At 41.6% G+C, this 24,723-nt stretch carries 29 protein-coding genes, 5 tRNA genes and 1 pseudogene; 24 read left to right on the top strand and 11 right to left on the bottom strand.

Annotation, left to right across the window (positions count from 1 at the left end; genetic code table 11):
* Positions 1-39: 39 nt before the first annotated feature.
* From CAPGI0001_RS09905 to CAPGI0001_RS09895, 3 genes are read right to left on the bottom strand one after another with little or no spacing between them, the layout of a single operon-like run.
* Entirely contained in the window at positions 40-1,023 is a 984-nt protein-coding gene (locus tag CAPGI0001_RS09905; protein WP_040360238.1) for a hypothetical protein, read from the bottom strand.
* Between the two features lie 14 nt (positions 1,024-1,037).
* The gene (locus CAPGI0001_RS09900; protein WP_002669504.1) at positions 1,038-2,009 is read right to left on the bottom strand and encodes a hypothetical protein; all 972 of its coding nucleotides are present in this window, start codon (positions 2,007-2,009) and stop codon (positions 1,038-1,040) included.
* Positions 2,006-2,494 (bottom strand): hypothetical protein, encoded by a 489-nt coding sequence (locus CAPGI0001_RS09895; RefSeq protein WP_002669520.1) that lies wholly within the window; start codon positions 2,492-2,494, stop codon positions 2,006-2,008. The genes CAPGI0001_RS09900 and CAPGI0001_RS09895 overlap by 4 nt, the downstream gene beginning before the upstream one ends.
* Positions 2,495-2,625: 131 nt before the next feature.
* Here CAPGI0001_RS09895 and der point away from each other — a divergent pair, with 131 nt between their 5' ends.
* The 5 genes from der (at position 2,626) to CAPGI0001_RS09875 (ending at position 5,560) form a co-directional block, all read left to right on the top strand.
* A complete protein-coding gene (der, locus tag CAPGI0001_RS09890; RefSeq protein WP_002669503.1) occupies positions 2,626-3,930 on the top strand; it encodes a ribosome biogenesis GTPase Der in 1,305 nt (434 codons plus the stop codon).
* A 412-nt stretch (positions 3,931-4,342) separates the two neighbouring features.
* Entirely contained in the window at positions 4,343-4,690 is a 348-nt protein-coding gene (locus tag CAPGI0001_RS09885) for a VOC family protein (RefSeq protein WP_002669511.1), read from the top strand.
* 8 nt (positions 4,691-4,698) lie between these two features.
* The gene (locus tag CAPGI0001_RS09880; protein WP_002669553.1) at positions 4,699-5,163 is read left to right on the top strand and encodes a hypothetical protein; all 465 of its coding nucleotides are present in this window, start codon (positions 4,699-4,701) and stop codon (positions 5,161-5,163) included.
* A 44-nt stretch (positions 5,164-5,207) separates the two neighbouring features.
* The gene (locus tag CAPGI0001_RS13470; protein WP_002669506.1) at positions 5,208-5,339 is read left to right on the top strand and encodes a hypothetical protein; all 132 of its coding nucleotides are present in this window, start codon (positions 5,208-5,210) and stop codon (positions 5,337-5,339) included.
* Positions 5,340-5,362: 23 nt separating this feature from the next.
* A complete protein-coding gene (locus CAPGI0001_RS09875) occupies positions 5,363-5,560 on the top strand; it encodes a hypothetical protein (protein WP_002669578.1) in 198 nt (65 codons plus the stop codon).
* Here CAPGI0001_RS09875 and rsmG read toward each other — a convergent pair.
* Positions 5,555-6,166, bottom strand: a complete 612-nt coding sequence (gene rsmG, locus CAPGI0001_RS09870) for a 16S rRNA (guanine(527)-N(7))-methyltransferase RsmG (RefSeq protein ID WP_002669444.1) — start codon at positions 6,164-6,166, stop codon at positions 5,555-5,557. The two genes, CAPGI0001_RS09875 and rsmG, sit on opposite strands and share 6 nt — an antisense overlap.
* Positions 6,167-6,341: 175 nt before the next feature.
* Here rsmG and rpmH point away from each other — a divergent pair, with 175 nt between their 5' ends.
* The 7 genes from rpmH (at position 6,342) to CAPGI0001_RS09840 (ending at position 12,021) form a co-directional block, all read left to right on the top strand.
* Positions 6,342-6,500 carry a 50S ribosomal protein L34 gene (rpmH, locus tag CAPGI0001_RS12795; RefSeq protein ID WP_002669412.1) on the top strand — a complete coding sequence of 53 codons (159 nt, stop codon included), beginning with the start codon at positions 6,342-6,344 and terminating at the stop codon, positions 6,498-6,500.
* Positions 6,501-6,580: 80 nt separating this feature from the next.
* Entirely contained in the window at positions 6,581-7,801 is a 1,221-nt protein-coding gene (locus tag CAPGI0001_RS09865) for an aminotransferase class V-fold PLP-dependent enzyme (RefSeq protein WP_002669435.1), read from the top strand.
* A 112-nt stretch (positions 7,802-7,913) separates the two neighbouring features.
* Positions 7,914-7,995: transfer RNA gene (locus CAPGI0001_RS09860), tRNA-Leu, on the top strand.
* A gap of 52 nt (positions 7,996-8,047) precedes the next feature.
* Positions 8,048-9,358, top strand: a complete 1,311-nt coding sequence (gene tilS / locus CAPGI0001_RS09855) for a tRNA lysidine(34) synthetase TilS (RefSeq protein ID WP_040360212.1) — start codon at positions 8,048-8,050, stop codon at positions 9,356-9,358.
* Between the two features lie 12 nt (positions 9,359-9,370).
* Positions 9,371-10,216, top strand: coding sequence for an endonuclease I family protein (locus tag CAPGI0001_RS09850; protein ID WP_002669551.1), 846 nt, complete (start codon positions 9,371-9,373; stop codon positions 10,214-10,216).
* Positions 10,217-10,293: 77 nt separating this feature from the next.
* Positions 10,294-11,196, top strand: a complete 903-nt coding sequence (locus tag CAPGI0001_RS09845; protein ID WP_002669582.1) for an endonuclease I family protein — start codon at positions 10,294-10,296, stop codon at positions 11,194-11,196.
* 36 nt (positions 11,197-11,232) lie between these two features.
* The gene (locus CAPGI0001_RS09840) at positions 11,233-12,021 is read left to right on the top strand and encodes an endonuclease I family protein (protein WP_081451931.1); all 789 of its coding nucleotides are present in this window, start codon (positions 11,233-11,235) and stop codon (positions 12,019-12,021) included.
* Here the strand turns inward: CAPGI0001_RS09840 and CAPGI0001_RS09835 are convergent.
* The 5 genes from CAPGI0001_RS09835 to CAPGI0001_RS09815 form a co-directional block, all read right to left on the bottom strand.
* Positions 11,972-12,568, bottom strand: coding sequence for a phosphatase PAP2 family protein (locus tag CAPGI0001_RS09835; RefSeq protein WP_002669459.1), 597 nt, complete (start codon positions 12,566-12,568; stop codon positions 11,972-11,974). The two genes, CAPGI0001_RS09840 and CAPGI0001_RS09835, sit on opposite strands and share 50 nt — an antisense overlap.
* A gap of 64 nt (positions 12,569-12,632) precedes the next feature.
* Positions 12,633-12,716, bottom strand: a tRNA-Leu gene (locus tag CAPGI0001_RS09830).
* Between the two features lie 46 nt (positions 12,717-12,762).
* Positions 12,763-12,835: transfer RNA gene (locus tag CAPGI0001_RS09825), tRNA-Lys, on the bottom strand.
* 15 nt (positions 12,836-12,850) lie between these two features.
* Positions 12,851-12,923 (bottom strand) — tRNA-Lys (locus CAPGI0001_RS09820).
* 38 nt (positions 12,924-12,961) lie between these two features.
* Positions 12,962-13,034: transfer RNA gene (locus CAPGI0001_RS09815), tRNA-Lys, on the bottom strand.
* Between the two features lie 134 nt (positions 13,035-13,168).
* Between CAPGI0001_RS09815 and CAPGI0001_RS09810 the strand changes: the two genes are divergently transcribed.
* The 4 genes from CAPGI0001_RS09810 (at position 13,169) to tpx (ending at position 15,898) form a co-directional block, all read left to right on the top strand.
* Positions 13,169-13,690, top strand: a complete 522-nt coding sequence (locus CAPGI0001_RS09810; RefSeq protein ID WP_002669523.1) for a shikimate kinase — start codon at positions 13,169-13,171, stop codon at positions 13,688-13,690.
* 70 nt (positions 13,691-13,760) lie between these two features.
* A complete protein-coding gene (gene queA / locus CAPGI0001_RS09805; protein WP_002669509.1) occupies positions 13,761-14,810 on the top strand; it encodes a tRNA preQ1(34) S-adenosylmethionine ribosyltransferase-isomerase QueA in 1,050 nt (349 codons plus the stop codon).
* Between the two features lie 3 nt (positions 14,811-14,813).
* Positions 14,814-15,308, top strand: a complete 495-nt coding sequence (locus CAPGI0001_RS09800; RefSeq protein WP_002669476.1) for a thioredoxin family protein — start codon at positions 14,814-14,816, stop codon at positions 15,306-15,308.
* A gap of 92 nt (positions 15,309-15,400) precedes the next feature.
* On the top strand, positions 15,401-15,898 hold the full coding sequence (tpx, locus tag CAPGI0001_RS09795; RefSeq protein ID WP_002669458.1) for a thiol peroxidase: 498 nt from the start codon (positions 15,401-15,403) through the stop codon (positions 15,896-15,898).
* Positions 15,899-16,073: 175 nt separating this feature from the next.
* Here the strand turns inward: tpx and CAPGI0001_RS09790 are convergent, their stop codons facing one another.
* Both CAPGI0001_RS09790 and pyrH read right to left on the bottom strand, forming a co-directional pair.
* Positions 16,074-17,018: a cation diffusion facilitator family transporter gene (locus CAPGI0001_RS09790; RefSeq protein WP_002669391.1), complete on the bottom strand. Its 945-nt coding sequence runs from the start codon at positions 17,016-17,018 to the stop codon at positions 16,074-16,076.
* A gap of 108 nt (positions 17,019-17,126) precedes the next feature.
* Positions 17,127-17,831, bottom strand: coding sequence for a UMP kinase (gene pyrH / locus CAPGI0001_RS09785; protein WP_002669479.1), 705 nt, complete (start codon positions 17,829-17,831; stop codon positions 17,127-17,129).
* Positions 17,832-18,177: 346 nt separating this feature from the next.
* Between pyrH and bioA the strand changes: the two genes are divergently transcribed.
* From bioA to CAPGI0001_RS09745, 8 genes and pseudogenes are all read left to right on the top strand, one after another.
* Positions 18,178-19,467 carry an adenosylmethionine--8-amino-7-oxononanoate transaminase gene (gene bioA / locus CAPGI0001_RS09780; protein WP_002669488.1) on the top strand — a complete coding sequence of 430 codons (1,290 nt, stop codon included), beginning with the start codon at positions 18,178-18,180 and terminating at the stop codon, positions 19,465-19,467.
* 6 nt (positions 19,468-19,473) lie between these two features.
* Entirely contained in the window at positions 19,474-20,190 is a 717-nt protein-coding gene (locus tag CAPGI0001_RS09775) for an SMUG2 DNA glycosylase family protein (protein WP_002669473.1), read from the top strand.
* A 4-nt stretch (positions 20,191-20,194) separates the two neighbouring features.
* Positions 20,195-21,424 carry a DUF2157 domain-containing protein gene (locus CAPGI0001_RS09770; RefSeq protein WP_002669547.1) on the top strand — a complete coding sequence of 410 codons (1,230 nt, stop codon included), beginning with the start codon at positions 20,195-20,197 and terminating at the stop codon, positions 21,422-21,424.
* Positions 21,417-21,986 carry a GDYXXLXY domain-containing protein gene (locus CAPGI0001_RS09765; protein WP_002669465.1) on the top strand — a complete coding sequence of 190 codons (570 nt, stop codon included), beginning with the start codon at positions 21,417-21,419 and terminating at the stop codon, positions 21,984-21,986. Before CAPGI0001_RS09770 ends, CAPGI0001_RS09765 begins: the two co-directional genes overlap by 8 nt.
* Before the next feature lie 18 nt (positions 21,987-22,004).
* Entirely contained in the window at positions 22,005-22,844 is an 840-nt protein-coding gene (pyrF, locus tag CAPGI0001_RS09760) for an orotidine-5'-phosphate decarboxylase (RefSeq protein WP_002669499.1), read from the top strand.
* Positions 22,841-23,496: pseudogene (locus tag CAPGI0001_RS09755) on the top strand (metal-dependent transcriptional regulator). Before pyrF ends, CAPGI0001_RS09755 begins: the two are co-directional and overlap by 4 nt.
* Before the next feature lie 61 nt (positions 23,497-23,557).
* Positions 23,558-24,325, top strand: coding sequence for a DUF3298 and DUF4163 domain-containing protein (locus CAPGI0001_RS09750; RefSeq protein ID WP_040360235.1), 768 nt, complete (start codon positions 23,558-23,560; stop codon positions 24,323-24,325).
* Entirely contained in the window at positions 24,325-24,681 is a 357-nt protein-coding gene (locus tag CAPGI0001_RS09745) for an arsenate reductase family protein (RefSeq protein ID WP_002669561.1), read from the top strand. The genes CAPGI0001_RS09750 and CAPGI0001_RS09745 overlap by 1 nt, the downstream gene beginning before the upstream one ends.
* The last annotated feature ends 42 nt before the right edge of the window (positions 24,682-24,723 follow it).

Genomic DNA, 24,723 nt, shown 5'->3' with positions numbered 1-24,723 from the left:
TCTTTTAACTGCTTTAATTGCAATTCCCCTGAAGATTGGCTAATTAGCCATTATTTCTCTTCTTTGGGAAGGTCTTTCACACTCGGAGACAAAGATGGTTTTAGGCTCCACCTTAAGCTGCTTAGGGTCTGTGATACTTCCCTGTGTCTTGACCTGCAAGTATGATCGATATTTTTTATTTTTGATAGGCTTTGAAGTGTAGCTACCCCCCACTACTCTATTTTCTTTCTTTGAGACAATCAGTGTGGTAGGAGGCTCTATGTTATCTGCATAAAGGAAAGAGATAGACTCTTCATTAATTTTCTCAGGCTCTTCCTTAGGAGTAAAAAACCTTTTGAGATCCTCTTTAGGTACTTCCTTCAATCTCTCCTTAACCATTTTTAGTTCCTCCTCTGGCCATTTCCCTCTATGAAAAAAAGCCCCCTTTTCCCCTTCTAACTCCATAGGTACAAGCACCATATCTGCTTTCAGATGGTTAAGTTCCTCATAAGAAATCAAGAAATCATTATACGCTCCCAAGTCAAATTGCAATGTGTTCTTAATCCCCTCTCCCTCAAATAAATATGACACGTCTTCATCATAGTATCCCATATGATGTATAAGGGTAAGCGTACTACCTACTTCCTTTCTGTCAAAGGTATGTATATATTTGTAAGAAAAACAGTTAGGGTTATCATTGAATACACTATAGGTCTTTCCATTCTCATACTGAATATAGTTCTTCCCCTCTTCAAAATTGGCAAAACGGATACGCACCTTATCTTTCCCAATGGAATCATTATGATACCCATATACCAAGAACAAGGGTTCTCTCTGAGGCTTTAATAAGTAGACCCCATCGGGTCTCTTTTGGTAATAGCCACGAATAACCGTCATATAAGTCCAAGCGGCAAAAGTCTTATTCGGAAAAAGCATAATGCCCGATTCGGGTTGCTTATAGCTCTCTATTAGCTTTCTGTCCTGAGCTGAAGAGCTATTCGCTACGAAAAAGAAAGCCAGTAATAAAAGTATTTTTGTTTTCATAAGCATTTTAGTTATTATTCAGGAAACAATGGTGAGATTTTTATTTTTAGTTTTTTCATATCTATTTCTGATTTTTTTGTATCTATAAGATCATATTTGTGATATGTCCGATCTCGTTCCGCCTCTTTATATATATTTTTTTCCTTATCATAAGTAATTTCCCCCATATATTCATAGGGAGAGGTACCCTCTCTTTCATATTTTTCTCTAAATATAGTATTGGAATCCTCTATCCCTAATTGAGATTGTACCGTCTTCAACATTTCTTTTTCATTTTCATCTTTTTTTCTGATATAAATATAGTTTTTTATTTCTTTTAATGGTGTTTTTTCTATATTAGAGCGTATTTTTGCAAGTGCTTCTTTATTCTTTTCTAAGGTTTCTTCTTCGTTCATTAAAAGAAGTATCTCCATTCCATCTTTATTGGTAAAAGCAGCTATACTTTCCCCTTGATATAGAGAATAACTATGACAGAAAACGATATAATCATTATAAGCTGGATTCATACCTACTTCGTAAGCATTTTTTATACCTACAAACTTCTTATTGTACTCTTCAAAGAGGCTTTCCCCTATAAAAGTAATAGATTTCCCTACCTCTTTTCTATCAAAAGTATGTACCAAATCATTATCTTCGTTGAAAACAGAGTAATACCGACCCCTCTCCAAGTGAATATAGTTCTTTCCCAGCTGAAAATTTACCAGCTCCACCCGTATTTTATCCTTGGATAAGTCCTTATCATTGCGCGCATAGACCAGAAAAAGCGGTTCCTTCTGAGGTTGCAACCATATCATCCCATCTTTTTGTACTTGGTAGTCTCCCTTTACCCCAGCTAAGGGATTCCATAGTAAGAACTTCTTATCAGAGAGCAAGAAAAGCCCCCACTTACGCCCTTGGTAGAAACCTTCAAGCTGGTTATTTTGAGCCTGTATAATAAAGCCTCCTAAAGAAAAGAAAGCCAGTAATAATAGTATTTTTGTTTTCATAAAGGTAATGGATAACTAAGCAATCGAATATCGGTAATTATAGAAAAGATAAATCCCTTAAAAAGAGGAGCTTTCGCCCAAGGGATGGCATAGCCAACATCTGCCCGCAACAAATTAAAGAGAGACAGTCCTACACGTGGAGTAATCGCCTCAGTGGAAAGAGAGACCCCATAGCCCAGCAATAGGTGATAGAACTCAGCCCCCACCTCAGGGACTACTCTATGAGAATCTCTGCTCGCAAAATGAACTCCTGCATAGAAGCCCCCGCCGCAAGCGATACAATCATTGTGAAGCATCAGCCCCGCAAAGTGTGAACTCTTAGCATCGGCATAGGTATAAGCCAGCCTCGGGGTAAGGTCAATCATTCCCTCAAAACAATCACACGAAGGCGGATACCTCCTTGGCGGAGTAATAGCAAGGCTATCACTCTGAGCAAACCCCACATAAGAGCAAAGAGTAAAGAAAAGGACAAACAAATTTCTCATAATAATAAGCCTTAAAAAACACTGTGCTATAGTGCGACAAATATATGAAAAAATCCTGAAAAAGAAGAGAATTTTTCATGACTTTATTGCTATATTTATTTTTTTGACTACCTTTGCAAAAAATATAACTAATGAGTGCTATTGTAGCTATTGTAGGACGCCCCAATGTAGGCAAATCCACTTTTTTTAACCGTCTTGTACAGCGCCGCGAGGCTATCGTAGATAGCATCAGTGGGGTTACTCGCGACCGCCATTATGGGAAAACCGACTGGAACGGACGCGATTTCTCCGTGATAGATACCGGAGGATATGTAGCAGGAGGTGATGATATATTCCAAAAAGAAATAGATAAGCAGGTAAACCTCGCCATAGAAGAAGCCGATGCCATTATCTTCCTAACAGATGTGGAGAGTGGTATCATGGGTATCGATGAGGAGATTGCCCAGCTGCTACGCCGTAGCAAAAAACCTACTTTCCTGGCAGTGAACAAGGTTGATAATACCAAGCGCGCTATTGATGCCAATGAGTTCTATGCCTTAGGATTTGAGGAGATCTTCCCTATCTCCAGTGTCAATGGTAGTGGTACAGGCGAGCTCTTGGATGCCGTAGTCAAAGTACTCCCTGAGGAGGAAAAAGTGGAGGAAGAGCCCCTACCCCGCTTTGCTGTAGTGGGACGCCCCAATGCGGGAAAATCGTCCTTTATCAATGCTCTTATTGGAGAAGATCGCTATATCGTTACTGATATAGCTGGCACCACCCGCGATGCTATTGATACGCGCTACAATCGCTTTGGCTTTGAGTTCAACCTGGTGGATACCGCAGGGATACGCCGCAAAGCAAAAGTCAAAGAAGACTTGGAGTTCTACTCGGTGATGCGCTCAGTACGCGCCATAGAACACTCCGATGTATGCCTACTCTTGGTGGATGCTACTCGTGGCTTCGAGGGACAAGATGCCAATATCTTTTGGCTGGCACAGCGCAACAAAAAAGGAGTGGTTATCCTGGTCAATAAATGGGACTTGGTAGAGAAAGATACCCATACCACCAAGCATTTTGAGGAAGGGATTCGCAAGATCATCGCCCCCTTCACCGATGTGCCTATCATCTTTATCTCTGCCCTAACCAAGCAACGTATCTACAAAGCGATAGAAAAAGCAGTAGAGGTGTATAACAATCGTAGCCAGCGTATCAAAACCTCGGTACTGAATGAGTATATGCTCCCTATCATCGAGGCTACTCCTCCACCGGCTACCAAAGGAAAGTATATCAAGATCAAGTATTGTATGCAATTGCCTACTGACCTGCCTCAGTTTGTCTTTTTTGCGAACCTTCCCCAATATATCAAGGATCCTTACCGCCGCTTTGTGGAGAACAAGCTCAGAGAGAAGTTTAACTTCGAAGGGGTACCTTTGGATATTTTCTTTAGAGAAAAGTAGAGAGTTTTGAGTTTTGAATTTTGAGTTTATGAAAAAAGTGAACATGAAAAATAAAATGAGTAATTTAAGTTTCGTAAGTCATTTTTAGATTATAATTAGGTTTATAATTGGTTAATAATCAATATATTGTAAAGAGAACCTCCCCCTTACCCCCTCCGAGAGGGGGAATAAATTCGTTGAAAAAGATAAAAATTGTCTATAAATTTGGAAAATGCCCTTTCTATAACTCCTTGAGAATCATGAACTATCTCATTCCCCCTTTGGAGGGGGAGGGTAGGTTTTGAATATCAATAAGTTACAGAACTTGCGAAACTTAAATGAGTAAGAAAACTTATTTTGCGATAATAGATGAGGCTATACAACAGAAAGGAAGAAAAGTAACTATTGAAGAACTTAGGCAAAGATACTTAAAATGATAAAATTTGTAGTCCCTATACTTACTTTTGACAAAGAGCAAACGATTGATTTTTATAATAAATTGGGCTTTGTGGTTGTTTCCAAAGATTTGTTGCTTAGAGAGCCTCTTATCTACCTACAACTCTATGAGGGTACTCTCGAAAGTGTTGCTCATAGAAAAGAAGGCGATGCATTAGACTTGCTGTTTTCTATACAAGTAGAAGAGATTGCTCCTATAAAGCAACAACTTCAGACCAATAATATTCCTATAGAAAATGACTATGATATCCCTGTGGGAGAATATCTGTATATAAGAGATCCTAATGGGTATAGAATATGTCTCTATGAACTATTTGTCCCCTAATAAGTAAGATGAATACTTTAGAAGCCAAGAGAGAAGCATTAGCTAAAGAAAGGATAAAAACCAAATACAAATCTCACAAAGATTGCACCTTCATAGAGGTTGTTACTGCGGATAAGCTACAAGAGTTCTATGATTTTATCTCAAAACATATACGCTATACGGAAGAAGATTACCAAAGATACAATGATAGATATTGTATAGGAGAAAAATATGACAAGTATAGTATCAGAAACTGGATCATTGAGAAGATAACAAAGCAAACAAAGCCTTCTGACATTATTATATTGCCTTTTTTAGACTTTGGTATCTGCGTAGAACTCATTAGAGTAGAGGCTTTTTTTGAGGCAGAATTGGATGAAAAGATATCCCAACATATAGGTTTGGATATTGGATATATCAACCTATCACAGCAAATACTACATTATTTCTCTGATGAAGAGTATTTTGTTTTCGAATATTATGAAAGACTATAAAATATGCCCCTTACAAAAGAAGCATTTGGTAAACACATCAGCCTATGAAACTATCTGAAATAGAGACCGCTGACCTTCCGGTAAGAGAAATGACCATAACTGACAGTCAGATAACTATTCTCTATGACGAGGTATACCATATCCCATCCAAAATTATATCAAGAATATCCAAATAACTATTACAAATTGGTGGGAGCTCTTGGTAAAAATATTCCTTTCTCCTGCTCCTTATATCAAACCTACTGAAGTGATTTGTGAAGGAGCGCAACGAGAAGTTTTCGACCTTATACAAGAAATCACTTTTTTAGACAATACATTGATTCTAAAAGGAATCAGCAAAGAAAACCAATACTGGATGGAGTACTATATCACAGAGGGTCAATGGGTATTACTATAGATATACCACTTTTTTTGTCTCAAAAAAATCCTCCTCAAAGACCTCAGAAAGGTTATAGACGGTAGCTGAAGGAAAAGCTGCTAGTTCTTCAGTAAGATCGCCCCCTTTTAGGTAGAGAATCCCTCGCTTATCGCCCTTATGGGTTACAGGCTTGAGCAGATGCTTGGTGAGCTTGTAAAAGTCAGCCATTTGGGTCACAGCACGGCTTACAATATAGTCATATTGTCCTGCAAGAGTCTCTACACGTGCCTGCTGGTAGGTGACATTGGAAAGAGACAAAGCAGAGGCGACCTCCTCTACCACCTTGATCTTCTTACCTATGGAATCCACCAAGTGGAAAGACACCTCTGGATAGAGAATTGCCAAAGGAATCCCTGGGAAACCTCCCCCTGTACCTACGTCCAAGACCTTTTGCCCTGCCGAAAGAGGGTGAATCTTGGCAATCCCTAAGGAATGAAGTAGGTGATGAATAACAAAGTGTTCCATATCCTTACGAGAAATCACATTGATACGGGCGTTCCACTCCTTATACAGGCTTACAGCCTGAGTATATTGAGCCACTTGTGTAGGGGTAAGTTCAGGAAAATACTTGAGTAACAACTCCATAAAGACAAAGTATTAAGAGTGCCAAAAGTAGCATAATATTTCCAATCCTACAAATTTTCAAGAAAGATTTTAAAAATATTTGTACATTCCAAAAAATAATAGTACCTTTGCCCCGCTTTCTTTTATGGGAGCTTTTTTAGTAAACGTTTAATTTAAGATATTAATATTCAATCCGATGAAAAGAACATTTCAACCTTCCAAGAGAAAAAGAAGAAATAAACACGGCTTCAGAGAACGTATGGCTACGGCGAACGGACGTAAAGTATTGGCACGTCGTAGAGCTAAAGGAAGAAAAAAACTTACTGTTTCCTCTGAACCAAGACATAAGAAATAATGTTTATAACTTTCTGTAACAAGTAAGGTGCCATCTGACTATAGATAGCACCTTTTTACTTTTTTCTTATTATTTATTTTATGAAATCTATCGCAGAAATTCGCCGTGATTTCCCTATCTTAGAGAGAAAGATAGGAGGGAATCCCTTAGTATATTTTGACAATGGAGCGACCTGTCAAAAGCCCCAACAGGTAATCGATAGTATAGTACAGTACTATACCACCTACAATGCCAATATCCACCGAGGGGTGCATACCCTCAGCCAAGAGGCTACAGAAGCTTATGAGACAGCCCGCAAGAAGCTCCAAAAGCATATCAATGCCGCCAAACCCTATGAGGTACTTTTCACCAGTGGCACCACCGAGGGAATCAACTTGGTAGCTACCTGCCTGACCCCTTTTGTAAAGGCAGGAGAAGAGATCTTGGTACTGACCACTGAGCACCATAGCAACATTGTCCCTTGGCAGCTACTTGCTCAGCGTACAGGAGCTGTGGTACGCCCCATCCCTGTGGACAAGGAGGGTATGATCGTGATGGAGGATTTCAAAGCGATGCTCTCAGAACGCACCAAGGTAGTGAGCTGTCAGCATGTATCCAATGCCTTGGGCAATGTACACCCTGTCAAAGAAATCATCCACTTAGCCCACAGCGTGGGAGCTATTGTCCTTATCGATGGCGCCCAGAGCTGTCCACACTTTTCCATAGATGTACAAGACTTAGATGCAGACTTCTACGCCGCCTCTGGACACAAAATGTATGCTCCTACAGGCATTGGTTTTCTCTATGGAAAGGAAACCTGGCTTGAGAAGCTCCCTCCCTACAAAGGCGGAGGAGATATGATCAAGACCGTCTGCTTTGAAGAGACAACCTACGCCGACCTCCCCTATAAGTTAGAGGCAGGAACCCCGAATATATGTGGAGGAATCGCCTATGGAGTTGCCATAGACTATATGCATTCCTTAGGTATGGCCGATATTGCGGCTCATGAGCACAACCTGCTGAAGTATGCCCATGAGCAAATCCAAGGCTTGGGGGGCATCACCATCTATGGCACCCATGATCTGGATCGCAAAGCTGGTGTCATCTCCTTCAATGTAGAGGGTGCCCACCCTTACGATGTAGGAACACTCCTTGACCAGATGGGCATAGCCGTACGTACAGGTCATCACTGCGCCCAACCTGTGATGGATTTTTATCACATTCCAGGGACTATACGCGCCAGCTTCGCTGTTTATAATACCCTTGAAGAAGTTGACCGCTTAGTTACAGGTCTTCAGAAAGCTATGAAAATGCTTTTATAATACTCCTAACTACTTAGTAATAAACAACTTTTGAAATTTTTTAAAAAATAATTGATTTTTGCTTGCCAATTCAAAAAATAGTTGTACCTTTGCCCTGTCTTAAAAATCGCACGCGGGTGTGGTGAAATTGGTAGACACGCCAGACTTAGGATCTGGTGCCGTGAGGTGTGTAGGTTCGAGTCCTATCACCCGCACTAAGCTCTCAGAACTTCTCTGAGAGCTTTTTTATTATAGTCCTCTTCGAGCATGATAAACGCTTTTGAAACACATCTTCAGCAACACTTCCCCCTGCTATGGCAAAAAAGAATCATCTTGGCTATCAGTGGAGGGGTAGATAGTGTTGTATTGGCACACCTCCTACATGAGCTGGGAATATCCTTCCTTATGGCACATTGTAACTTCCAACTTCGGGGAGAAGAGAGTGAAGGTGACCAACACTTTGTAGAGACCCTTGCCAAGGAACTCTCAGTACCTATTGCCATCAAGCGCTTTGAGACCAAGACCTATGGCAAGGCACATGGCCTAAATACTCAGCTGGCCGCACGGGTACTACGCTATGAGTGGTTCGAAGCCCTACGTCAGGAACAAGGATATGACTATATTCTTACTGCACATCAGGCGAATGATTCCTGGGAAACCTTCCTTATCAATACCTCCCGTGGCAGCGGACTAAAAGGACTTTTGGGCATTCCCGCTGAGAACGCTCATGTGCTTCGCCCTTTGCTCCCCTTCTCCAGAGAAGAAATTCTTGCCTTTGCTCAAGAGAGAGGTATTTGCTGGAGAGAAGATAGCTCTAATGGCTCTGACGCCTATACTCGCAACAAGATACGGCATCACCTCTCCCCTATTCTCAAGGAAATACACCCTAATTTCTTTAAGAATTTCGAAAAAACACAAAACCTCCTACAACTTTCCTATGACTTCCTTCAAGAGAGTGTAGCACAATACCGAAAGGAATGGTTCATAATGGGACAACCTATTGTCTTTGAAGTAGAAAAACTCAGAGATCACCCTCACAGACGTTTTCTACTATATGAACTCCTCTCCCCTTACGGATTTGGAGATACCGAGATTTTGGAACGATTTTTGCGAGCCTCTACAGGGCGGCAACTAAGCTCAGACACCCATCGCCTACTCTCCAACAGAGGGCAATGGTTGATAAGTCCTAAAGAAATAGATACAGAAAGAAGCTATTCTATTGCAGAGGATATGGAAGAACTTAGCTACCCCATAGCCCTAAGAATCCGCTCTACCAAAGCCATAGAGAGAGGTCTTGCTGGTACCCTATTCTTGGACAGAGACAAGATACAGTTTCCCCTGCACTTACGCAAGCGAAAAGAAGGGGACTTATTCTATCCGCAAGGAATGGGTGGAAAGCGAAAGACCCTGCGCAAGTATTTCAAAGATGAGAAGTACTCCCTTTATGACAAGGAAAACCAGTGGCTGCTTACCGATGCTACCGATCAAATCCTTTGGGTCATAGGCAAGCGTGCCGACGAACGATTCTTAGCAATAGAAGAAACAAAAAATATCCTACAAATATCCATCACTCTTTAAAAAAAACTATTTATGAAGAAGATACTCCTTATCCTATCCTTTGCGTCCTTACTTCTCTCTTGTAAGGGGGAAGACCTAAGCCAAAACCCTAACGATCCCTACAAGGAGATAGAGACTCTTGAGCGAGAAAAAGAGAAAGAGCGCCCACATGTGCCCCAAACCTATCAGGAGATCAGAGTACCCAATAAGCTCAAATACTATTACCAAAGCATTAATTTTTCCCAAAGAGGTGAAGCCCTCAAAGAGGATTTAGCTATCCTTACCATAAGCAAACATACCCGTATTTTAGACTACCTACAGCGCCATCCTTATCTGAAGAAAGCCGATGCTGACCTGAACAATCCTGAAAATGTAATTGTCGTATATACAGGTGAATCCCGAGAGAAAGGCCATATCAACCGTTCGGTGAATACTGAGCATATATACCCACAGAGTTACCTAAAAAAATACAGTAACCCTGAGCGCCCTATAGGAGACCTACACCACCTGCGCTACTGTGATGGTAATATAAATAGCCAAAGGAGTAACCTCCCCTTTGGCAAAGGAGAGAAAGAAGCCAAAATAGTGAGCAACGGTAAGGCTTGGTACCCTTCCGACGCGTACCGAGGAGATGTAGCCCGTATGATTATGTATATGTACCTAAGGTATAACCTTCCTTGGAATCATGTAAGCAATCAGGGAGTAAGTCTCTTCCTTATGTGGAATGCACAAGATCCAGTATCCCCCTTAGAACTTCAGCGCAACAATGAGATAGAAACAGCACAGGGCAATCGCAACCCTTTTATAGACAATCCCTACTTAGCCACTCTTATTTTTGGAGAAGTGACGGGGTATACTCCTGAAAATACTTGGAAATAAAAACTCTTTTTCCTTGCCTAAATGGATAAAAAATTGTATCTTTGTCCTACTGAAAAGATAATCTAAAAAAGTAACTTATGAAAAAAGTATTTATCCAACTTTCTTTGGCCTTAGCTCTTATAGCTTGTAGTGGTGAGAGTATTGAGGATAGGCTCATAGAAAAACCTCAAACACCTCAGGAGACACCTAAAACGCCCGAAACACCTAAGAAACCTGAAACACCGGAAACGCCTAAGCAACCTGAAACTCCAGAGACTCCTAAGCAACCTGAAACCCCAGAAACCCCTAAGCAGCCTGACAACCCTTCAAAGGAGACAGGAGAAATCAAGGTACCTCTGAAGCTAAAAGCCTACTATCTGGGGGTGGATTTCACTAAAACAGGGAATGCCTTTAGAGATGAATTGGCCGCTCATACCATAAAGAAACACCATACTTTCTTAGGGTATGGTCAGCGTAATCAGTACCTCTCTAAAGCAGATGCCGATCCCGCTCATAGAGGAAATGCAATCCTCCTATACACAGGAGAGAGTCGTAACTATTATGCTAGCACTGTAAATACAGAGCATGTCTTTCCTCAAAGTAAACTCTCCAATGCAGGACAACAAAAAGGAGATCTACATCACTTACGTGCTTGTGACAAAAATGTCAACAGCACTCGTGGAAACCTTCCTTTTACCCAAGGAAGTGGGCGTGCTCGCAAGGTAGGAGGTGGCTGGTATCCTTCGGATGAGTTCAAAGGAGATGTAGCCCGTATGGTAATGTATATGAATCTACACTACAACTTACCTTGGGATAAGATAAGCACCGCTGGAGTAGAGCTAATGCTCCGATGGAATGCCGAAGATCCTGTATCCGCCCTGGAGCAACAGCGCAACAATGTCATAGAAGAAGCTCAGGGCAACCGCAATCCTTTTATAGACAATCCTTATTTGGCTACCAAAATATGGGGTGGCAATCCTGCTGAAAACACTTGGAAATAACTTAATAAGGGGGCTTTTTATAGCTCCCTTTTTCTTATGAGACTAATACCACTGATTCTACTTACCTTCCTAAATGTGCTCTCCTATGGGCAGCACACCCTTTCCTCCTATGAGCCTATTATAGTCCCCAAAAAGCTCAAATATTACTACCAAAATGTCGATTTTTCTAAAAGAGGAGAAGCCCTCAAGGAAGAATTGGCAGTGCTTACTATTGTAAAACACACCCGCATTCTTCCCTATAGCAAGCGACATCCCTTTCTGGAGAAAGCTAATGCAGACCCAAAGAAAACAGGCAACCTTTTGCTTATGTATACAGGAGAGAGTCGCTCAAAGGAATTTGTTCAGAAAAGAGGAAATCCCGAAGGCACTATCAATACCGAACACATCTACCCGCAGAGCTACATCAAGAGACTTAGTCATAGTACAGAAGAACCCTTGGGAGACTTACACCACCTACAATATGCCGATAGGAGCAAAAATTCCTCGCGAGGGAACCTACCTTTTGGTACAGGAAAAGGACAAGCAGGCAGGGTTTTTCAAAGAAAAGCATGGTATCCGTCCGATGACTATCGTGGTGATGTGGCACGTATGGTGCTATACATGAATCTGAGATATAATCTACCTTGTGAGCAAGTAAGTGTGGGAGGGATTTCTCTCTTACTCAAGTGGAATGCTGAAGATCCTATATCAGTTTTAGAAATACAGCGCAACAATGAGATAGAAGCAGCGCAGGGCAATCGGAATCCTTTTATCGACAATCCCTACTTAGCCACTCTTATTTTTGGAGAGGTTGAGGGGTATACTGTGGAGAATCTTTGGAGATAAGTCTTTGCTCGTTTTTCCTATAGAGCCAGTAGCCTATATGAGCGGTGGTGATTCCCACCAAAAGTCCCACTAATATATCTGTAGGGAAATGTACCCCTAAGTACAATCGGCTATAAGCATAGGGAATAGGCCATAGGAAGAGCCAAAAAGCCACTTTCATACGTTTTCTAAAGACAAGATACAAAAAAGTGGTCAAGGCAAAACTATTGCTAGTATGTCCTGAAAAGAAGCTATACCCCCTTTCAGTCAGGAGGATACGAAGCTGAGGGATCAACTCTGGGGTATGTAGTGGGCGCAAGCGAGCTACCAGTTCCTTAGTAGTATTGGTAATGAGTACTGTAAAGAGAAGAGTTCCTATAGCATAACCAAAGATACGCCATGCTTTTCTTTTCTCAAAGAAATAGAAATTAGCCCATAGGATAAGTGCAAAGAAAGGCACCCAATGCCAAGCATTAGTAATAGCTAACCAGAAAGCATCCCAAGTGATAGACCCTGTCTGATTAATGGCTACCAGTAGTTGATAATCCTGTTGTAAGAGATCCTTCAAGGGCAAGAGAATTATAAGGTGAGTATAACAAAAAAATCCCTGAGCTAAGGCTCAAGGACTTCTGTGCCTACGACTGGATTCGAACCAGCACGCCCTAACGAGCACCACCCCCTCAAGATGGCGAGTCTACCAATTTCTCCACGTAGGCAAAATAAAACCCAATATTACTTTTAGCTACAACAACTAAAATATAGTGACCCGGGTGGGCCTCGAACCCACGACCCCAACATTAAGAGTGTCGTGCTCTGCCAACTGAGCTACCGAGTCATAAAATCTTCTGTGTGACCTGGCTGGGGCTCGAACCCAGGACCCCAACATTAAAAGTGTTGTGCTCTACCAACTGAGCTACCAAGTCGCCGCGTAAAATTTAAAATCTCTCAAAATGAAAAAATGTGACCTGGCTGGGGCTCGAACCCAGGACCCCAACATTAAAAGTGTTGTGCTCTACCAACTGAGCTACCAAGTCCTAAACTATCTCCTAAATAAGGATTTTAATGCGGGTGCAAAATTACGGATTTTTTCGATATAAACAAGCAAAAAAATGATTATTTTTGCATTTTATTTTTGCACATATCGCAACACGCTATTACACTGATATTTATGAGTAAAAAAATTATTCTTTTAGGATACATGGGTTGTGGAAAATCGACCATAGGAGCCCATATAGCGACCTCTCTTTCGCTTCCTTTTCAGGATTTGGATGTTTTTATAGCCGAGCAAGAGGGAAAAAGTATCCCAGAAATCTTCCAAGAGAAAGGAGAAATCTACTTCAGGCGACAAGAGCAAGAACACCTCAAGAGACTACTCGCCCTCCCCTACCCTATGGTGGTCGCCTTAGGCGGAGGCACTCCCTGCTATGGCAAGGCGATGGAGCTGGTCCGAGAGGCGACTCCCTATAGCTTCTACCTACAACTGCCAGCCAAGGAGCTCGTGGCACGACTGTCCCTGCAACAAGAACAGCGCCCGCTTATCAGAGGAATTGCCAAGGAAAATTTGGAAGAATTTGTCAATATTCACCTCTTCGAACGGGCAGCTTTCTACACACAAGCAGCCTTTGTGATACCCTGCCTAGGACTTTCTGTAGAAGAGATTGGGGAGAAAATCCGTCAAAAAATAAAATAATTCACAAAACACTTGACAACCTCTGTTAAATATCGTACCTTTGCAGGCTTAATGTTATTGACCTATAACGATGAAATTATCTAGCTTTAACTTCAACCTACCTAAGGAACTCCTTGCCGAATACCCCAGTGAGAATCGTGATGAAGCACGCCTTATGGTCGTTCACCGTAAAACAGGAGAAATAGAACACCGTCTGTTCAAGGACGTAATCGAATATTTCGATGATGGAGATGTATTTGTACTGAACAATACCAAAGTATTCCCTGCCCGCCTATACGGACATAAGGAAAAAACCAATGCTAAGATTGAGGTTTTCCTCCTTCGCGAACTTAACAAAGAACAACGCTTATGGGATGTCTTAGTAGACCCTGCGCGAAAAATACGTATTGGGAACAAATTATTCTTCGATCCTGAGGAAGAATTGGTAGCTGAGGTGATTGACAATACTACTTCTCGTGGGCGCACCCTACGTTTTCTTTTTGATGGATCCTACGAGGGTTTTCGCAACAAACTCTTAGAACTGGGACATACTCCACTCCCTAAGTATATCTCTCGCCCTGTAGAGCCCGAAGATGAGGAGCGCTACCAGACTATCTATGCCAAATACGAAGGAGCTGTAGCAGCACCTACTGCTGGACTACACTTCTCCAAACAGCTGATGAAGCGTCTTGAGATCAAGGGAATCAACTTTGCTGAACTTACCTTACATATAGGTCTGGGCACCTTCAACCCTGTAGAGGTAGAAGACCTCTCCAAGCACAAGATGGACAGCGAGGAGATTATTATCCCTCAGGAGGCTTGCCAGGTAGTGAACAAAGCTAAGGAAGCGGGCAAGCGTGTATGTGCTGTAGGAACAACAGTGATGCGTGCCATGGAGAGTTCTGTATCCTCACACAATACTCTGAATCCTTTCATTGGGTGGACGAATAAGTTCATCTTCCCTCCTTATGATTTTGGTGTTGCCAATGCAATGATTACCAACTTCCACACTCCTAAATCCACCCTACTAATGATGGTTTCCGCCTTTGCTGGACACGAACTCATCATGGATGCATACGAGGAAGCTGTCAAAGAAAAATACAAATTCTTCTCCTACGGAGATGCAATGCTTATTATATAATTGATGAAACAATTATTTCTTATAGCCCTTTTGTGTATAGGGCAACCCTTTATCTGGGGACAGACCCAAGCAGAAGAAGTAACCAAAGAAAAGGCAGCGCTGCCCAAACCCTATAATACAGAGGAAGATGGGCTTGCCAAAATAGAAGAACTGCTTGTAGAGTGTCAGAAACAAAACAAAAAACTCCTAATCCAGATTGGGGGTAATTGGTGTGTATGGTGCTTACGCTTCAATCATTTGGTTACCACTGACAAAGAATTGAAGAAGATTTTAGATAAGAAATACATCTACTATCATCTGAATTATTCTCCTGAAAATAAGAATGAAAAAGCCTTTGCCAAGTATGGAAACCCCGGAGAAAAATACGGATATCCTGCTTTTTTAATTCTTGACAAACATGGAAATCTTCTTGCTACCCGAAAGACAGAAGACATGGAAGAAAGTAAAGGCTATGACCGTATCAAGGTAAAAAAATTCTTACAAGGACGCCTCAACTAATCACTCTGATTTTTAACGTTTATTTTAAGATAAAAAAGTATTTTATTTTACAATAAATATGTACCTTTGTACCTTAATAAAAAATTATTTTTATGGCAAAAATAACATTTCATAACGAACCTGCTACTACTGCAGGAGAACTGCCTAAAGTAGGCAGTATAGCAGCCAATTTTGTTGCTGTAGGGAAAGATCTAAAAGAAAAATCTCTTTCCGATTACCAAGGACAACGTATAGTGCTTAATATATTCCCCAGTGTAGACACTGGAGTATGTGCTGCTTCTGTAAGACGTTTCAATGAGGAAGCAGGCAAGCTTAGCAACACAAAAGTGCTTTGCATCTCCAAAGACCTACCTTTTGCTATGGCTCGCTTCTGTGGTGCAGAAGGGCTTACCAATGTAGAAGTACTTTCTGATTTCCGTGGGGATTTTTCTAAAAAATATCCTGTAGAACTTTTGGATACTCCACTAAAGGGTTTACTCTCTCGTGCTGTCATTGTATTGGATGAAGAGTATAGGGTTATCTATACCGAACAGGTAGAGGAAATCACCGACGAACCTGATTACAAAGCTGCTTTGGAAGCCTTGAAATAATATAGTCAATCATATTTAGGTTGCGAATAAATAGAACAAGAGATTAATTCTTTATTTGCTCTTTTTCAAAGGCGAATTGCCATTCGCCCCTACACCTGCTCACGCTAATTTTTCGCAAACCATTTCTGTTTGACTATAATTAAAAATAGAGGGAGCTCATTAAGCTCCCTCTATTTTAATCTTTATGTTGGTAGCAACTACAGGTAGTATCTCCACAGCAGAAAGTGCTGGCATCTATCTCTAGGGTAGTATGCTGTATTCCTTCATGAAAAAGGGTATGCTTGAGCTGTTTCTTTATCTCCATAAAATCCTCCAAGGATACCCCCTCTTCTACCACCAAGTGAGCTGTTAGGGCATTCTCAGAGCTACTAAGTGCCCATATATGTACATGATGTACGGAGGATATCTTAGGGTGCTTGAGCAGCACCTCCTGTATATGCTCATTGGAAAGCTGGTGAGGAACTCCATCCAAAATCAGCTTGATACTTTCCTTCAGAAGAGACCATGTAGAGAAAAGAATCACAAAAGCAATAACAAAACTAATGATAGGGTCTATTATATTCCAGCCTGTAAATGAGATTATAGCTCCAGAGACAATAACTCCAAAGGAAACTAAAGCATCTACCAATAAATGTAAGAAAGCCCCCTTAATATTAATATCGTCCTTCTGTCCTTTATAAAAGAGGAAAGCAGAAAGCCCATTGATCAGAATCCCTATCAGAGCAGTGATAATAATCATAACGCCCTGCATCTGAGGAGGATGAGAAAAACGCTCAATACTCTCCACCCCTATTTTGATAACTATCAAGCAGAGAATCACTGCATTGACAAACGAAGCCAAGATAGATGCCTTCTTATATCCATAGGTATAGAGCTTGGTAGCACCACTCTGAGCTAACTTCATTCCCAATAGAGAAATGATAAGAGTTGCCACATCACTCAGGTTATGGCTGGCATCGGAGAGTAAGGCTAAGGAGTTGATTCTAATTCCTATGACAAACTCTATCAGGGTATAGAGGGCATTGGCTCCTATACCTACATAAAAGGCCTGATTGATACGTTTCAGATCAGGTACATGATGATGGTGGTGACCATGATGGTCATGTTCATGATGTTCCATATGTATAGTAATCAGTGAGCAGTGAACAGTAATCAGTGAGCAGAGGTCAGTAGCTATTCGAGTTCATTTGCTTGGCTACATTCTTCGCTTTTCACTCTTGATTCTTCATTAATTAACGATGGTTCCGACGGCTTCTCCTGCCACTACTTTTGCTAAATTGCCTTTTTTGTTCATATCAAAAACGATGATAGGTAAGTGGTTTTCTTGACTAAGTGTAAAGGCAGTCATATCCATTACCTTAAGATTCTTGTCTATAGCTTCTGTGAAAGTAATATGATCATACTTAGTAGCGTCTGGATCTTTCTCTGGGTCAGCCGTATAGATACCATCCACACGGGTACCCTTGAGAATCACATCGGCATTGATTTCTATGGCACGGAGTACCGCAGCTGAATCGGTGGTAAAGTATGGGTTCCCTGTACCAGCCCCAAAGATGACCACGCGCCCTTTTTCCAAGTGGCGTACCGCTCTACGGCGGATAAATGGCTCAGCGATAGCCTCCATGGTAATGGCTGTCTGTAAGCGAGTAAGCACCCCCTCGTCCTCCAAGGCACTTTGTAGCGCTAAGGAGTTAATCACCGTTGCGAGCATCCCCATATAGTCGCCTTGTACTCTATCCATACCATTACTAGCACCGGCTACTCCTCGGAAGATATTCCCTCCACCTATGACCACTGCTATTTCAGCTCCTTGTGCTACCACTTGTTTGATTTCTATGGCATATTCCTTCAATCGTGCAGGATCTATCCCATGCTGACGGCTGCCCATAAGGGCTTCCCCACTTAACTTGAGAAGAATTCTTTTATATTTCATTTGGTTACTTTTTTCATTAAGGGTTATAGAACTATAGGGTTATCGCTAACTACCCTTCTTCATTCCTTGAATTTGATTGGACAAAGGTACAACATCTTTGTAAGATAACCAAAAAAATATAAGCCAATTTGCTAATTAGCCAATTGACAAATGTGTTAATTGGCTAATCAGCCCATTGACTTATCAACTAAAAATCATTAGAAACTATGGAAGAAAGTAGCATCGCCTTGGGTGGTACTGAGTACCTTGATTTTTTGAAGAAGAAAAATACATTAGAGAGTTCAAAAAAATAAATCACAAAAAACACTTCCATGTTCCAATAAATTCTTACCTTTGCCTAAAAAAGATGACACTTACTGAAAAAGACCAACAATATCTTTGGCACGCCTATACCCAACACAAAACCAGCGACACCCCTATTGCCATTACCAAGGGAAAAGATGCCCTACTGTGGGATGAGAATGGCAATACTTATATAGATGCTATCGCCTCATGGTGGGTCAACCCCTACGGGCATAGCAACGAACGCTTGGCCAAGAAGGCCTATGAGCAGCTCACCTCCTTAGAACATGTACTCTTTGGCGGCTTCACCCATCAGCCTGCTTGCGACTTGGCAGAGGCTCTTTTGAAGATCTTACCTAAGAACCAGAGCAAGGTCTTCTTCTCCGACAATGGTTCTACCGCTGTAGAAGTAGCTGTAAAGATTGCCCTACAGTATTACTATAACCAAGGAGAGAAACGTACCACCTTTATCGCCTTTGAAGAAGCTTTCCATGGGGATACTTTTGCAGCGATGGCTGTATCGGGTATTTCCCTGTATACCACCGCTTTTCAGGGGCAGCTCTTGGACGTAGTGCGTATCCCTATCCCTGAGAAAGGCAAAGAAGAGGCTTGCAAGAAGCGCCTCTTGGAAGTACTCTCTCAGGAGAAGTGTGCAGGTTTTATCTTTGAACCCTTAGTGATGGGAGCCGCAGGTATGCGTATGTATGCCCCAGAGGTCTTGGATGAGCTTATCCAAATCTGTCGTGAGCATCAGGTACTGACCATAGCCGATGAAGTGATGACAGGCTTTGGGAAAACAGGGAAAAACTTTGCTTGTGATTACCTGAAGGAAATGCCCGATATGATTTGTCTCTCAAAAGCACTCACAGGGGGGACCATTCCGCTTTCAGTAACCACCACCACTGAGGCTATTTATGAGGCTTTCTATAGCGATGATATCAGCAAAGCGCTCTTCCACGGACATACCTTTATGGCCAATCCTACGGGCTGTGCGATAGCCTTGGAGAGCCTTAAGATTCTTGCAGAAGAAGAAATGCAGGACAACCTCAAGCGTATCCATGCCAAGCATGTAGCCTTTGCTGCCAAAATGGACAAACATCCTAAGGTAGCACGTACTCGCACGCTGGGGGTTATCTTTGCTATGGATCTGAAAGTACCCGATACAGGAGAGTATTATGGAACTATTCGTAACGAACTCTATCGGTTTTACATCGACCATGGTGTAATCCTACGCCCTGTATACCATACCATTTATATATTACCCCCTTACATCATGACTGACAAACAGCTCGATAGAGTGTATGAAGTAGTAGAAGAAAGTATCACCCATCTTAGTAAAAAAGGATTGTTATAACAGCCTATGAAGCAAGTACCTACTAAAATATCCCCACCCCTTAGCATAGGACAACGTATCATCGCTTTCAACAAAGGCTTACAGTACACAGGCAGCCTCCCTGAGGGTTTTGCAGTGCTGAATCCCTATTTAGACAATCCAGAAACCCTAGAGGTGATGACTGCTTTTTACAATAGGTTCTATCATGATGAGGCACCGCGCAAGTTTATCATTGGAATCAATCCCAGCCGGCACGGGGCGGGGGTTACAGGGGTACCCTTCACTGACACCAAGCACTTGGAGAGTGATTGTGGCATTCGCATGCAGTCGGCACGTACTCACGAGGTCTCCTCAGTATTCGTCTATGATATGATAGCACAATATGGTGGAGTGGAGGCTTTTTACAAAGATTATTACATCAACTCTCCCTTTCCGTTGGCCATTGTTCGCCGAAATGCACAAGGGAATTGGCTCAATGCCAACTATTACGATGACTCTGAGCTCTTTACCCTCACACGAGAGTATATGATAGAGACCCTCAAGAAACATATAGCCTTGGGGCTTGATACCCAAAAAGTATATGTCTTAGGCAAGAAAAATGCTACTTTCTTAGAAAAACTCAACAAAGAAGCCTCTTTGTTCGAGAAAATGGTAGTTTTGGAACACCCTCGCTATATAGAACAATATAAATCCAAGGAAAAACAACTCTATATAGACAAGTTTATCACCTTATTAAAAACCTGATTATATGAAAATCCTAAATGAATTAGACGAATTAGTCTCCGCCGAGGTCATCTCCGCTGAAGTCGCTGAGCGTATTCGCAACTATGCTCAGGAGCGAGCAAGGAGTTCGTCCTCACATAGACTATTGCTTATCTTTGGCTCCTTAGGCGCCTTACTGATAGGGTTGGGAGTGATTGTCCTTTTAGCTCATAACTGGGACGAACTCCCACGCTGGACAAAAACTTTCATTTCCTTCCTTCCCTTACTGGCAGGACAGGCAGCATGTGGCTACCTCCTCTTTAAGAAAGGTATCCACTTGTGGCATGCCGAAGCTGTAGCTATCTTTACCAGTCTCTCTGTAGGAGCCGCTATTGCCATGATACATCAGGTATACAACCTGCCGGAGAGTTCCTTTGCCAACTTTCTATCCCTATGGCTACTCTTAGCCCTTCCGACCCTCTACCTGATGCGTTCGCGGGCTACCGCCGTTCTCTATTTCATTGGCTGTTGTGTACTGGCTACATTAGGCTCTGACAAAGAGTGGACTACCTTCTTTATCGCCCTCTTAGCCTTTGCCTTAGCACTTCCCTTTTACCTCTGGCATATAAGAGAGAAAGCCTCCAGCTACATTACAGGAATCTTCCACTGGGCAGGAGCGGCCTTTGTAGCATGTATTGTTTGTTCTTTCTTGGACAACATTGACTTCAATAACGACTATGCTTTCTGTTTGGTCATGCTCGCTGGTGCCTATCTTATCATAGGAAAATACCTACAATCCTATATTTATTACAATGCCTACAAGGTATCAGCCATTTGTGGGTTGGCTATTTGTTTCTTTGTCAAGGAAATATTCTATGTAAACCACCCTCCTAAGACAATAGTCTCCACTATACTTTTGTTTGCCTTTGTGTATTTACCATTACTTATCAAGTACTATTCGTTAGATAAAAAAGAGCAAACCTTTGATCTTATCCTATTCTACCCTATCCTATATATATTGCTTGCTTTCACACAAATAGCTTACTTATACGACTTAGCTATTCTTGCCCTTGGGAGCTACTATCTGTGGAAAGGCTTCAAGAGCGAGCGTACCCTACTGGTCAATTTCGGACTTGTAGTGATTTCCGCCCAAGTAGTCTACCGCTTTTTCGACTCTTCCCTATCCTTTGTACTCAAAGGAATTGTCTTTATCCTCTTAGGGATTAGCTTTTTTGTGGTTAATTATCTCATCCTAAAACAAAAGAAAAATGCGTAAGAAACACCTTATCATAGCCTTTGCCTTCATGGTATTAGCACAGTTGGCTTTTCCTCTGAAAATGATTTTAGAGAGAGAATTTATCCTTCTCAAGGGAGAGACCTTCCTCTTCCAGATTGAGCCCCTTGACCCTTATGATGCTTTTCGTGGTCGGTATGTAAATATCAGATATCACAATAACAAAGTAGATCTGCCTATAGAATTGCAAAATCTCAAAGACATAAAAGAACTTTACGTCACTGTAGAAAAAGACAGTTCTGGTATGGCTTTTTATGGAAAGATAACCAAGGAAAAACCTACAAGCACCAATAGTTATCTTTCTCAAAAGGCAAACCTTTTCTACGAATATAGCTATACAAATATGCCACGCAACCTATGGATAGACCTTCCCAATCGCTACTATATGAATGAGAACAAAGCCCCTCTCGCAGAGAGACTCATGAGCGAAGCCTATGCTGAGGTAGTAATCTACCAAGGACAGGCCATTCTCAAAGGAATACAAGTGAAGGGAATGCCTATAGAAAAATATATTAACACATTAGGAAAAGATAAATCCCATTAAGAAAACACCTATCTTTCTATGAAAAAATTCTCTTTAGACACACTCAAGCAAGAAATATTCAGCAAAAAATCCTTTCTCTGTGTAGGATTGGATGTGGATTTGAATAAAATTCCTCCTTTTCTCCTCAAGGAAGAAGACCCTATTTTCGCCTTCAACAAAGCGATTATTGACGCTACCCACCCCTATACCATAGCCTACAAGCCCAATATAGCCTTCTATGAAGCCTATGGGGAAAAGGGCTGGCAGTCGCTGAGAAAAACCATTGAGTACCTCAACGAACAACACCCTAAGCTCTTTACCATTGCTGATGCCAAGCGAGGTGATATAGGCAATACCGCTACGATGTATGCCAAGGCCTTTTTCGAAGACTTACAGTTCGATAGTGTGACGGTAGCCCCCTATATGGGGCAGGACTCTGTAGAGCCTTTTCTTGCTTTCGAGGACAAAGCAACTATCCTTTTGGCTTTGACCTCCAATAAGGGAGCTTTTGATTTCCAAACACTTACTACCGAAGGTACTCCACTATACCAGCAGGTACTCACCCGTTCGCAACAGTGGCATAATGCCCAGAACCTCATGTATGTGGTGGGAGCTACCAAGGCAGAGTACTTAGCCGACATTCGCCACATCGTTCCTCGAGCCTTCCTACTTGTCCCTGGAGTAGGTACCCAAGGAGGCAACCTACAAGAGGTATGTAAGTATGGGCTCAATGATGAGGTAGGGTTGATTATTAATGCTTCTCGTGCAGTAATCTATGCCTCACAAGGAGAAGATTTTGGCCAGAAGGCAGCTGAGGCAGCCCATAACCTACAGGAGGAAATGGCCACTATCCTACAACAAAAATATCCAAATCTATGACTTTTTCTGAAGAAAATTATCTAAAAATCATCTATCACCTCAGCCAAGAGCTCCAAGAGGAAGTAACCACCAATGCCATAGCCGAAGCTATGCAGACCAAAGCCTCCTCGGTGACGGATATGCTCAAGAAGCTACATGAGAAAGGCTGGGTGGATCACAAGAAATACCAAGGAGTTTCCCTAACCGAAGAAGGAGAAAAAACGCTCTTTTTATCATTCGCAAGCATCGCCTTTGGGAAGTGTTTTTGGTAGAAAAGCTCCATTTTTCCTGGGATGAAGTACATGAGGTTGCCGAACAATTAGAACATATACAGTCGGATAAGCTCATAGAAGAGTTGGACAAGCTCCTGCTCTACCCTGAGAAAGATCCGCATGGAGATCCTATTCCTGATAAAAGAGGCAATATGCCCATATTCAAAAGTGAACTTCTCAGCCTACTGAAGAAAGGAGAATCGGGGCAATGTATTGGTGTGAAGAATACCTCCAAGGAATTCCTACAATACCTGAACAAAATGGAGATTTCTATCGGGAAAAACATACAAGTAACAGAGATACACCCTTTCGATAATTCCATTGAAATTCAGTTAGATAACAAAACAATTAACATTTCGGCTATGGTAGCAGAGAATATCTATGTTAAAAAAAACAAATAAGTCCTATTTTTCTTTTTTATTTCCCAAAAAAAACTACTTTTGCCGTCCTATTCAAGATAAAATGTTACGAAAAAAATTATATCTGATCCTCCTTTTAGTGGCTGCTATTGCCGTTGGAGTTTACTTCTTGTGTTTCCCATCAGGAAAGTACCGATTTGTCAATCAAGAGATTATACTCAATGATTGCGATGGAGAGGATTGTGCTGAAGTCTCCATCAACTACCTGCTATGCAAAAGCCCCAGAGACTTTGCCAAGATATTCAATGACTCCCTACAGCGACAACTCATCAGAAAGCTTATAGCTAAGGACACCCTAATGGATGTAGAAGAAGCAGGAAACCTCTTCCTCTCCCAATACAAGTCCGATAAGCAACAGTTTGAAGGAATCACCCCCTATCAGATCCAGATCGTAGATACCATTACTTTCCAGAACCACTCCTTGGTATCGCTTCAGCGCTCTGGTTCAGAATACTTAGGAGGTGCTCACCCTATTGATTGGATTACTTACTGGAACTTCAAACCTACGGGAGAAGTATATACCCAAGAAGACCTCTTCACAGACAAAAGGAAAATATTAGATCTGGCCGAAAAATATTTTAGAGAAACATTCAATCTTTCAGAAAACCAAGAATTGAAAGATGGAGGGTTCGTATTCCAAAACGATATCTTCGCCCTCCCCAAGAATATTGGATTTGACAAGGATAACCTTATCCTACTATACAATCCGTACGAGATAGCCCCCTATAGTACAGGGATTATGGAAGTGAAAATACCTCTGAATGAAGTGATTCCTTGGCTATCTTTTAACCTAAAAGACGACAAGAAATAATGACACCTAGCAAGAAAATATATTACTTAAGCTCCTGTGATACCTGCCAACGCATTCTTCATGAATTGCGTACCTTAGAAGACTTTATCTTCCAAGATGTAAAAGAAGAACCTATCTGTGAAAATGATTTAGACTTTCTAAAAAACTTTACAGGTAAGTACGAGCTCCTCTTCAACAAAAGAGCCAAACTCTACAAAGAAAGGAACCTAAACCAAAAAGAACTCACTGAAAAGGATTACAAAGACCTTATCTTAGAGCACTATACTTTTTTAAAACGACCTATCGTGGTTATTGACGATCATATTGTCTTGGGCAATGCTACCAAAATTATAAAGGAAACACGCAAACATTTATAATTTTTTCCATCTCTTTACCGAACTTTATAGACAAGGAACTCA

This window comes from Capnocytophaga gingivalis ATCC 33624, from assembly GCF_000174755.1.
In the GTDB taxonomy this organism is placed as follows: Bacteria; Bacteroidota; Bacteroidia; order Flavobacteriales; family Flavobacteriaceae; genus Capnocytophaga; species Capnocytophaga gingivalis.
Note: the sequence above shows the minus strand (reverse complement) of the source record. Positions and strands in the feature narration are given on the sequence as shown.

Coding starts and splice junctions, on each gene's coding strand:
- CAPGI0001_RS09905 (WP_040360238.1), bottom strand. CDS start 1,023: ATGAAAACAAAAATACTTTTATTACTGGCTTTCTTTTTCGTAGCGAAT.
- CAPGI0001_RS09900 (WP_002669504.1), bottom strand. CDS start 2,009: ATGAAAACAAAAATACTATTATTACTGGCTTTCTTTTCTTTAGGAGGC.
- CAPGI0001_RS09895 (WP_002669520.1), bottom strand. CDS start 2,494: ATGAGAAATTTGTTTGTCCTTTTCTTTACTCTTTGCTCTTATGTGGGG.
- der (WP_002669503.1), top strand. CDS start 2,626: ATGAGTGCTATTGTAGCTATTGTAGGACGCCCCAATGTAGGCAAATCC.
- CAPGI0001_RS09885 (WP_002669511.1), top strand. CDS start 4,343: ATGATAAAATTTGTAGTCCCTATACTTACTTTTGACAAAGAGCAAACG.
- CAPGI0001_RS09880 (WP_002669553.1), top strand. CDS start 4,699: ATGAATACTTTAGAAGCCAAGAGAGAAGCATTAGCTAAAGAAAGGATA.
- CAPGI0001_RS13470 (WP_002669506.1), top strand. CDS start 5,208: ATGAAACTATCTGAAATAGAGACCGCTGACCTTCCGGTAAGAGAAATG.
- rsmG (WP_002669444.1), bottom strand. CDS start 6,166: ATGGAGTTGTTACTCAAGTATTTTCCTGAACTTACCCCTACACAAGTG.
- rpmH (WP_002669412.1), top strand. CDS start 6,342: ATGAAAAGAACATTTCAACCTTCCAAGAGAAAAAGAAGAAATAAACAC.
- CAPGI0001_RS09865 (WP_002669435.1), top strand. CDS start 6,581: ATGAAATCTATCGCAGAAATTCGCCGTGATTTCCCTATCTTAGAGAGA.
- tilS (WP_040360212.1), top strand. CDS start 8,048: ATGATAAACGCTTTTGAAACACATCTTCAGCAACACTTCCCCCTGCTA.
- CAPGI0001_RS09850 (WP_002669551.1), top strand. CDS start 9,371: ATGAAGAAGATACTCCTTATCCTATCCTTTGCGTCCTTACTTCTCTCT.
- CAPGI0001_RS09845 (WP_002669582.1), top strand. CDS start 10,294: ATGAAAAAAGTATTTATCCAACTTTCTTTGGCCTTAGCTCTTATAGCT.
- CAPGI0001_RS09840 (WP_081451931.1), top strand. CDS start 11,233: ATGAGACTAATACCACTGATTCTACTTACCTTCCTAAATGTGCTCTCC.
- CAPGI0001_RS09810 (WP_002669523.1), top strand. CDS start 13,169: ATGAGTAAAAAAATTATTCTTTTAGGATACATGGGTTGTGGAAAATCG.
- queA (WP_002669509.1), top strand. CDS start 13,761: ATGAAATTATCTAGCTTTAACTTCAACCTACCTAAGGAACTCCTTGCC.
- CAPGI0001_RS09800 (WP_002669476.1), top strand. CDS start 14,814: ATGAAACAATTATTTCTTATAGCCCTTTTGTGTATAGGGCAACCCTTT.
- tpx (WP_002669458.1), top strand. CDS start 15,401: ATGGCAAAAATAACATTTCATAACGAACCTGCTACTACTGCAGGAGAA.
- CAPGI0001_RS09790 (WP_002669391.1), bottom strand. CDS start 17,018: ATGGAACATCATGAACATGACCATCATGGTCACCACCATCATCATGTA.
- pyrH (WP_002669479.1), bottom strand. CDS start 17,831: ATGAAATATAAAAGAATTCTTCTCAAGTTAAGTGGGGAAGCCCTTATG.
- bioA (WP_002669488.1), top strand. CDS start 18,178: ATGACACTTACTGAAAAAGACCAACAATATCTTTGGCACGCCTATACC.
- CAPGI0001_RS09775 (WP_002669473.1), top strand. CDS start 19,474: ATGAAGCAAGTACCTACTAAAATATCCCCACCCCTTAGCATAGGACAA.
- CAPGI0001_RS09770 (WP_002669547.1), top strand. CDS start 20,195: ATGAAAATCCTAAATGAATTAGACGAATTAGTCTCCGCCGAGGTCATC.
- CAPGI0001_RS09765 (WP_002669465.1), top strand. CDS start 21,417: ATGCGTAAGAAACACCTTATCATAGCCTTTGCCTTCATGGTATTAGCA.
- pyrF (WP_002669499.1), top strand. CDS start 22,005: ATGAAAAAATTCTCTTTAGACACACTCAAGCAAGAAATATTCAGCAAA.
- CAPGI0001_RS09750 (WP_040360235.1), top strand. CDS start 23,558: ATGTTACGAAAAAAATTATATCTGATCCTCCTTTTAGTGGCTGCTATT.
- CAPGI0001_RS09745 (WP_002669561.1), top strand. CDS start 24,325: ATGACACCTAGCAAGAAAATATATTACTTAAGCTCCTGTGATACCTGC.